Raw genomic sequence first — 8,612 nt, forward strand, 5'->3', positions numbered from 1 at the left:
TAAAATTAAAATTTAATTATACTTATTTTTTATAAAATTAAAGAGAGTTTATGAAAAATCTTTGTATTATCCCTGCGCGTGGTGGTTCTAAACGTATTCCTAGAAAAAATATCATTGATTTTTTAGGAAAACCCTTGATTGCTTATAGCATAGAAAGTGCTTTAAATTCGAGTATTTTTGATGATGTGATTATCTCAAGCGATGATGAAGAAATCATCGAAGTAGCTTTAAAATATGGTGCAAAAGCTCCTTTTGTGCGCAAAAAAGAATTAAGTGATGATTATGCAAGCTCAACCGCTGTAATCCAAAATGCCATCATCACTCTAGAAAAACAAGGTAAAATCTATGAAAATGTGTGTTGCTTATACGCAACAGCTCCGCTTATAGATGAGTTTATCTTGCAAAAAGCTTTTGAGCAATTTAGCCAAAATGAATGTAAATTTTTATTTTCAGCTTGTGAATTTGAATACCCTATACAAAGAGGTTTTTACCTTGATGAACAAAACAAAGTTTATATGTTTGATGAGTCAAATTATCACAAACGCTCACAAGATCTTACTAAAGCTTATCACGATGGTGGTGCATTTTACTTTGGCAAAAAAGAAGCATGGCTAGAAGAAGATTTTATGTTTAAACCTTATTCTAAAGCCTTTTTACTTCCAAGGAATAAAATTTGCGATATTGACACCTTTGAAGACTTAGAATTTGCTAAAATACTATATCAGTTTCACAAAGGTAATAAATGTTTATAAATAAAATCAAAGGTTTTAAATACCCTGATATGGAGCTTGTAAGATGGTTTTTTAAAAATAAGCTCGACACTTTGAAAAATGCAAAAGTTTTAGAATTTGCCTCTCATAATGGCAATAATCTTTCTTTATTTGCGAATTATGATTATGAATGTATCGGCGTAGAACTTAGTAAACAAAATCATGAAAACGCTATTTATAATTTTAAAGAAATTATGCATTATCAAAAGGCAAGTTTTTTTAATGAAAATATGCTTGATTTTGCTAAAAATCATCAAAATATAAATGCAGATGTGTTTTTAATACCTAATGTAATTAATTACATTAGCAAAGATGAATTTAAAATTTTACTGCAAGATACAAAACAAAACAACCTATATCAAACAAATAAATTAGGATATGCTCATTTTTTCTTAAGAGCAAGAAGTGTTAAAGATCATCGCTACGGACTTGGAGAAAAATTAAAAAACGATAGTTTTATTTTAAACTATGATGAATTTAGTGGTGAGAAAAATTGTCTTTGCACAGCTTATCAAGAACACGAACTTGTAGAAATTTTAAAAGAATATTTAAATTTATATGATTTTGAAGTTATCACAAGTGAAAATATCAATATAAAAAATAAAATTTATATCAAAGATAGCGATATAATCATCTATGGTAAAATCACTAAGGAGTAAAAATGTACTTAAGAGATTTAAAAGGTTTAAAATTTCCAGATTTAGCTGTAATTAAATTCTTTTTTAAACAAGGACTACATCAAAAAAGCAACCAAAAAGTTTTGGAATTTGCCTGTTCTAATGGTAATAATCTTTCTTTATTTGCAAATTATGATTATGAATGTATCGGAGTTGATTTAAATCAAGAAAATATTAACAATGCTAATTACAATTTCAAAGAAGTAATTCAATGCAAAAACTATCAGTTTTTTCATGATGATATCTTAGAATTTCCCTTAAAAAATCCAAATATTAACGCAGATATTTTTATGATTCCTAATGTGATTAACTATCTTTTGAAAGAAGATTTTTTAAAATTATTAAAAATTTCCAAAGAAAATTCTATGTATAAAGAAAATGCTTTGTTTTTTTTAAGAACAAGAAGCATAAAAGATTATAGATATGGCTATGGAGAAAAAATAGCTCATAATTGTTTTAAAATCACAAACGATAACACCACAGGAGAGCTTGGATGTATAAACACTCTCTACCAAGAATATGAACTTGTAGAAATTTTAAAAGAATATTTAAATTTATATGATTTTAAAGTACTTACTTATGAAAATACCAATATCATGGGAGAAGATGAAAGATTAGTTAATGATAGTGATATTGTAATTTATGGAAAAATTAAGTGAAAATAGCCATCATGCAGCCAACCTTTAATCCATGGCTTGGCTACATGTATATGATACAAAGTGTTGATACTTTTGTCTTTTTGGATAATGTTCAATTTGAACGCAGATCATGGCAAAATAGAAACAAAATTAAATTACAAGATAAAACTTTTTTACTAGGACTAAATTTACAAAAAGCACCACAAAAAACATCACTTCAAGATATATTATTTGAAAAAGATGATAAATGGAAAATTAAATTTTTAAAGACTATTCATCATGCTTACTCTAAAAGTATTAATTTTAATAAATACTACAATATCTTAGAAAAAGCTTTATTTAAACATACACATTTAGCACAATTTAACATGGAGTTAATCAAAATATATTGTGAACACTTAAACATTAAAACTCCTATTTTACAAGCTTCTTCTTTAAATTTAAAAAATGAAAAAAAAGAAAAATTACTACTTGAAATTTGTCAAACATTAAAAGCTGATCATTACCTCTCTCCAGAAGGCTCAAAAAATTACCTTGAAAAAGAAGCGGCAAAAGAAATTTTTAAAAATGCAAATATAAAAATTGAATATTTTGATTTTATCCATCCAACCTATACTCAATTGGGTGTAAATTTTATAGCTTATTTGGGAATTTTAGATTTTTTATTTAACGAAAAAGAGCCTTGTATCAAATTTCAAGAATGTGTCAAAATAAACGAGTGTAATAATGAGAGTTCTTTTTAGAAGCGATAGTTCTAGCGCTATAGGACACGGACATATCAAAAGAGATCTTTTGTTAGCTAAACAATACCAAGATGTATCTTTTGCTTGTTTACCACTAAAAGGCTCTTTAATAGATGAAATTCCTTATCCTGTATATGAGCTAACAAGTGCTAGTATATATGAACTCATCAATCTCATCAAAAAGGAAAATTTTGATCTTTTAATCATTGATCATTATGAGATCACTGCAGATGATGAAAAACTCATTAAATTAGAAACAGGAATTAAAATTCTTAGCTTTGATGATGAGATAAAAGAACATTTTTGCGATATTTTACTTAATGTCAATGCTTATGCCAAAGAAAGCAATTATGAAAATTTAGTGCCAAAGTATTGTGAATTAAGATGTGGCTTTCCCTATGCTCTAATACGCGATGAGTTTTACCAAGAAAGCAAGATAAAAAGAGAGAAAATTTATGATTATTTTATCTGTATAGGGGGAAGTGATCCAAAAAACATTTCCTTTAATATAGCAAATAAACTAAACAAAAATAAAATCATCATCATAGCTACCACAAAAGCAAATTCTCATCTAAATTTGCTTCAAAAATTAAGCCAAAAAAACTCTAATATACAAATTCTCATTGACCATCCTAGCCTTGCTAGATTAATGAATGAAAGTAAAAAACTCATCATTAGCGCAAGCTCATTAGTCAATGAAGCTTTGATTTTAAAAGCAAATTTTAAAGCCATAGCTTATGCTAAAAATCAAGAAAAAATTGCAACTTGGCTTGCTAAAAAAGGCTATGAAGTGGAGAATTTTATATGATAGTTTTAAAAGATTTTATCCACTTAAACCAAGAAGAAATCAAGCTCGTTTTAAAATGGCGAAATAATGAAAGCATTGCTAAATTTATGAAAACACAAAATATCGCTTTAAAAGAGCATTTAAACTTTTTATCTAGCCTAAAAACAGATACAACTAAAAAATACTTTTTAGTTTATGATAGCAAACAAGCTATAGGCGTGATTGATTTTATCAATATAACTAACAATTCATGCGAATTTGGGCTTTATGGTATAAAAAAAGGTATAGGCGAGCTTTTAATGCAAGAAGTTAAAAACTATGCTTTTAATATTTTAAAAGTTCAAACTTTAAACGCTTGTGTTTTCAAAGAAAACACAAAAGCTTTAAATTTATATTTAAAACATGGTTTTAAAATTATTAAAGAAGATAATAATTTTTATTTTGTAAATTTAAACAATCCTCACAGGGATATTATTTTTTAAAAGCTCATTTTTAACATCATTTGGAGTATATTGACTAAAATGAAATATAAAAGCACCTGCTAATGCATTCGCACCAAGTTGTGTAGCTTTTACCCCATCTTGAGGCTTAGAAAGCCCTCCATTAATAATGAGTGGAATTTTTAATTTACCTTTGAAATACTCTAGTAATTCCCAATCATACCCTAAAGAGCTTCCTTCTTTATCAACACTTGTTAAAAGTATCTCCCCTGCTCCCAAAGATTCGTATTTTAATGCAAGTTCTAGCGGATCAATATCTAAAATTTCGTTATTAAAAACTTTAAATTTATTTTTGTCTTTTTTTACATCAACCGAGCATACTATACAAGAACTTCCAAAAGTATTTGCCACATTTTTGACAAAATCTGGGTTTTGCAAAGCCATAGAATTAATACTAATTTTATCAGCACCTATATCTAACACTTTTCTAATATCTTCTAAAGTTCTAATCCCACCTCCAATAGTTAAAGGCATAAAGCACTCATTAGCTATATCTTCTAAGCTTTCAAAATCTATAACACCGTTTTTATTAATATCCAAAACTATAAGCTCATCAACATTTCTAGCATTATATATCCTAGCTGTGCTTACCACATGTCCTATAGTTCTAAAAGAAGAAAAATTGATACTTTTTACAAGCTGATGATCTTTTAATAACACGCAAGATATGATTCTTGTTTTAAGCATATTAGGCCTTTAAATTTGCAAAATTTTCCAAAAGTTTCAAACCTACATTTTGGCTTTTTTCAGGGTGAAATTGCACAGCAAAAATATTATCTTTTTCAAAACTTGCACAAAAAGGTTTTTCATACTCACAAAAAGAAGTTTCCACACTTTCTAAACACTCTACATAATAAGAATGCACAAAATAAAAATCACTTTTTTCTAAAATTCCATCAAAAAGCTTGCTTTTTTTATCACTAAATTGTAAATCATCCCAGCCACTGTGCAATAATTTTTCTTTACTTAAATCAAATTTCAAAACCCTTGCTTTTATAAAATCAAGCCCTTCACACTCTCCACCCTCATATCCCTTGCTAGCAAAAAGTTGCATACCAAGACAAATTCCCAAAATGGGTTTTTTATCTTTTAAAACACATTCTTTTAAAAGTTCATCTAGTGCAAGCTTTTTTAAATTTTCCATACCTTGTTTAAAAGATCCAACACCTGGTAAAATTAATTTAGAAGCATTTTTTATATCTTCTTTTTTAGAACTTATAATCACTTCTTGATTAATTTTTTCAAAAGCTTTCAAAACAGATTTAAAATTTCCAAGACGATAATCAACAATACAAATCATTTCAAAATAAACTCATCTTTTTTTATCAATGATCCATCACTATCTCTTAAGAATTTACCATTTTCATCGCGTTTAAATATCTTTTTATTAGTATAAGAATCTACAATTTTTTCAAATTCTTTTTCACTAAAACCACTAAATTTCAAATACTTCTTAATAGCCTTTTTAGGTGGCTTTCCATCATATTTATTTACAAGTCTCACACCCTCTTCACGGCTAATATAGCCAAGTCTTATATCCAAACATGCATTATCCGTAGCTCTTCCAAAACCATATTTGCAGTATTTTAAGTAATCATGCACATGATTTGAATAACAATCTAAATTTTCAAAATTCTCATAAGTAGTTTCAACTGGTTTTGCGCTAGTTTTAAAGCCATTTTCTTGGGCTAATTTTAAATTATACTTATAATCCCATTTAAAATAATATCCCAAAAATAACCCTGTAACTCCTACTCTTTGAAGTTCTTCGTCACTTGGATAAGTGTAAAAATATAAATCCTTCTCTCTAATACCATCAACACAAATCATATCAGAAATTCTATTACCCAAAAGTCCACCAAATTCTTCAAGCCACTCTCTATCTAAAGTGTTTTTTTCTTTAGAACTAGCTGGCCCACCATACTCAATCTGCGGACTTTCCCCCCAAATAATCAAAGGAATGTCAAAAGCAACAGCTACCTTTGGAACACATGTAAAAATCCCCAAATGGTTTTGCCATTCATTATCGCCCGTTCTTACAAAAGCTTCACGGGATAATTTTTTATATACCAAAGGATTTCTTTTGATATGGATCAAATCAACACCAAGATTATTTAAATTTTTTAAATTCTTTTTACCTATTTTAGTAGGGATACTTGGTTCAAAACAAACACACAAAGGATTAAGCCCAAGCTCAAGACACTTTAAAACTTGAAAAGTAGAATCCTTACCACCACTTACTCCTATGACACAATCATACACGGGGTGTTTTTTATATTTTTTCACAAGCTCTAGAAATTCTTTTTCACGCTCTTGCCAGTTTATGTGATAATTTTTCGCTTCTTGCGAGCAACACGCATCACAAATTCCCTCATCATTAAAATGCAAATCAGGCTTAGTATCTGGCATAACGCATTTTTTACAAAATTTCATATTAACTCCAAAAAATATTTATAATCATCATAAATCGACTATGATTATATTTTCTAAAGCTAAATAAATTTTATTTTGTTACAATATTTTTATTTAAAGGTTTATAAATTATGGATTTAACTTTACTTCCTTATATGATTATAGGGATTTTTTCGGGTATGGCTTCAGGGGTTTTTGGCATAGGCGGTGGTATGATTATCGTTCCTTTTATGCTTACTTTAGGGCTTAGCTCTCACCATGCTGTTGCAATTTCTGTTGTGCAAATGATTTTTGCTTCTATTTTTGGCTCCTATTTAAACTATAAAAATAAAAATTTAATCTTAAAAGATGGACTCATCATAGGCTTTGGAGGCTTTTTAGGTGCGATGTTTAGTGGGCTTTTGCTCTCATATTTTTCAGATATAACCTTAACAAGTATTTTTCTATGCGTGAGTATTGTATTCTTTTTAAAATTTGCTTTTAATCAAAAAAGTACCATTGGAAATATCAACCACTCTAACATCTTGAAAAATTCTATTTTGCTAATTTGTGGCGTATTTACAGGAATTTTTGCCATATCTTTAGGGATTGGCGGTGGGCTTTTAATCACCCCTATTTTGGCTTATTTTTTAGGCTATGATACTAAAAAAGTAGTGCCGCTTAGCTTATTTTTTGTGATTTTTGCCTCCATTTCAGGGATTAGTTCCTTTATATATAATGACATTATTGATAAAGAAGTCTTACAAAATGGAAGCTTAGTAGGACTTAGCTCTATGCTAGGGGTTTATCTTGGAATTAAAATCATGGAAAAAATCAACCTCAAATCTCACTGTATAGCGCTTTTGGGCATTTACACTCTTTCTATAACTATGACTATTATAAGCTTGATTAAAAAGCTAAATTTATTTTAATCTATCGGCAAATTTTTGTCTATTGGAAGTATAAACAAAGCTTAAAACTTCCGCCACTGCTTTAAAAAGCTCTGGTGGAATAAGATCATTTACCTCGCAAGCTTTATAAAGTTCTCTAGCTAAAGGAGGATTTTCATAAATCATCACATTATATTCATATGCCATATCTTTTATACGCAAAGCTAAAAAGTCCACTCCTTTAGCTAAAACTTTTGGTGCAGCTTCTTTAGAGCTATCATAACGCAAAGCAACCGCATAGTGAGTAGGGTTAGTAATCACCACATCAGCACTAGCGACATCTTGCACCATTCTGCGTCTTGCTGCTTCCATTTGCAAACGACGAATTCTTCCTTTTACCAAAGGATCTCCTTCGCTTTGTTTGTATTCATCTTTGATTTCTTGTTTGCTCATACGCAAATTTTTAAAGTACTGATACCTTACCAAAAGCACATCTAAAAGTCCAATAACCAAAAAAGCTATAATCACAATAGCCGCAAGGATAATAGCTTTATCTCTAAGCCATAAAAGTTGTGGATAAATCGTATAAAGTTCTACTCTAGGAAGTTCTTTCATAAATTGTAATAAAAAAATAAAAGCTATTCCAAAAACCACTCCAACTTTAAGAGTAATTTTTAAAGCTTCAATGATTTTTTTCAAAGAAAAAAGATTTTTAAGACCATTAATAGGGTTAATTTTGTTAAAATTTGGAGTGATGGGCTTGGTGGTAAAAATAAAACCAAATTGCATTAAATTTCCAAGCACACCTGCAACCATAATCGTTAAAGTAATAGGTAAAACCATAATAAACATTTCTATCATGGTTTTTATAATAATTTTTTGCAAGATTTTTAAATCAAGTTCTATACCTATAAAGCTTTGATAAAACCTATATAAACCACTAATTCTCTCACCTATAAAAGGCAACATAAACAACACCACAACCACAGCTATAACAAGCACAGCCACAGCAGATGCGTCTTGGCTTTTTGGGACATTGCCCTCTTTACGAGCATCTTCTATTTTCTTGGACGTGGGTTCTTCTGTTTTTTCTTGATCATCAGCAGCCATAAAAAACCTTTAAATTTTTAAAGCAAAATTATAGCATTTAATCCAAGTATCAACAAATTTGACTACTTGGATTTAGGTTATCCCAGCCACTAAAACTTTTTCTTTC

General features: G+C 29.0%; 11 protein-coding genes. 7 read left to right on the forward strand and 4 right to left on the reverse strand.

Annotation, left to right across the window (positions count from 1 at the left end):
* Nucleotides 1-50 precede the first annotated feature (50 nt).
* From pseF to pseH, 6 genes are read left to right on the forward strand one after another with little or no spacing between them, the layout of a single operon-like run.
* Nucleotides 51-752: a pseudaminic acid cytidylyltransferase gene (gene pseF / locus CAMP5118_RS04905; RefSeq protein WP_263679061.1), complete on the forward strand. Its 702-nt coding sequence runs from the start codon at nucleotides 51-53 to the stop codon at nucleotides 750-752.
* Nucleotides 743-1,429, forward strand: a complete 687-nt coding sequence (locus tag CAMP5118_RS04910; protein ID WP_263679060.1) for a class I SAM-dependent methyltransferase — start codon at nucleotides 743-745, stop codon at nucleotides 1,427-1,429. Before pseF ends, CAMP5118_RS04910 begins: the two co-directional genes overlap by 10 nt.
* Before the next feature lie 2 nt (nucleotides 1,430-1,431).
* Nucleotides 1,432-2,106, forward strand: a complete 675-nt coding sequence (locus tag CAMP5118_RS04915) for a class I SAM-dependent methyltransferase (protein WP_263679059.1) — start codon at nucleotides 1,432-1,434, stop codon at nucleotides 2,104-2,106.
* Nucleotides 2,103-2,828 carry a WbqC family protein gene (locus tag CAMP5118_RS04920; protein WP_263679058.1) on the forward strand — a complete coding sequence of 242 codons (726 nt, stop codon included), beginning with the start codon at nucleotides 2,103-2,105 and terminating at the stop codon, nucleotides 2,826-2,828. Before CAMP5118_RS04915 ends, CAMP5118_RS04920 begins: the two co-directional genes overlap by 4 nt.
* The gene (gene pseG, locus CAMP5118_RS04925) at nucleotides 2,812-3,636 is read left to right on the forward strand and encodes a UDP-2,4-diacetamido-2,4,6-trideoxy-beta-L-altropyranose hydrolase (protein WP_337216755.1); all 825 of its coding nucleotides are present in this window, start codon (nucleotides 2,812-2,814) and stop codon (nucleotides 3,634-3,636) included. The genes CAMP5118_RS04920 and pseG overlap by 17 nt, the downstream gene beginning before the upstream one ends.
* Nucleotides 3,633-4,097 (forward strand): UDP-4-amino-4,6-dideoxy-N-acetyl-beta-L-altrosamine N-acetyltransferase, encoded by a 465-nt coding sequence (pseH, locus tag CAMP5118_RS04930; RefSeq protein ID WP_263679056.1) that lies wholly within the window; start codon nucleotides 3,633-3,635, stop codon nucleotides 4,095-4,097. The genes pseG and pseH overlap by 4 nt, the downstream gene beginning before the upstream one ends.
* Here the strand turns inward: pseH and CAMP5118_RS04935 are convergent.
* Genes CAMP5118_RS04935 through pseA form a run of 3 tightly spaced genes read right to left on the reverse strand, consistent with a single transcriptional unit; the run spans nucleotide 4,065 to nucleotide 6,548 of the window.
* On the reverse strand, nucleotides 4,065-4,802 hold the full coding sequence (locus CAMP5118_RS04935) for a HisA/HisF-related TIM barrel protein (RefSeq protein ID WP_337216756.1): 738 nt from the start codon (nucleotides 4,800-4,802) through the stop codon (nucleotides 4,065-4,067). The two genes, pseH and CAMP5118_RS04935, sit on opposite strands and share 33 nt — an antisense overlap.
* A gap of 1 nt (nucleotide 4,803) precedes the next feature.
* Complete coding sequence (hisH, locus tag CAMP5118_RS04940) at nucleotides 4,804-5,415, reverse strand: imidazole glycerol phosphate synthase subunit HisH (protein ID WP_337216757.1); 612 nt, start codon at nucleotides 5,413-5,415, stop codon at nucleotides 4,804-4,806.
* Nucleotides 5,412-6,548: a pseudaminic acid biosynthesis protein PseA gene (pseA, locus tag CAMP5118_RS04945; protein WP_337216758.1), complete on the reverse strand. Its 1,137-nt coding sequence runs from the start codon at nucleotides 6,546-6,548 to the stop codon at nucleotides 5,412-5,414. The genes hisH and pseA overlap by 4 nt, the downstream gene beginning before the upstream one ends.
* Before the next feature lie 110 nt (nucleotides 6,549-6,658).
* Here pseA and CAMP5118_RS04950 point away from each other — a divergent pair, with 110 nt between their 5' ends.
* Nucleotides 6,659-7,438 (forward strand): sulfite exporter TauE/SafE family protein, encoded by a 780-nt coding sequence (locus tag CAMP5118_RS04950; RefSeq protein WP_337216759.1) that lies wholly within the window; start codon nucleotides 6,659-6,661, stop codon nucleotides 7,436-7,438.
* Here the strand turns inward: CAMP5118_RS04950 and flhB are convergent.
* Complete coding sequence (gene flhB, locus CAMP5118_RS04955) at nucleotides 7,430-8,506, reverse strand: flagellar biosynthesis protein FlhB (protein ID WP_263727667.1); 1,077 nt, start codon at nucleotides 8,504-8,506, stop codon at nucleotides 7,430-7,432. The genes CAMP5118_RS04950 and flhB overlap by 9 nt on opposite strands.
* Nucleotides 8,507-8,612 lie beyond the last annotated feature (106 nt).

The sequence above is a fragment of the Campylobacter sp. LMG 7929 genome, assembly GCF_024723595.1.
GTDB lineage: Bacteria > Campylobacterota > Campylobacteria > Campylobacterales > Campylobacteraceae > Campylobacter_D.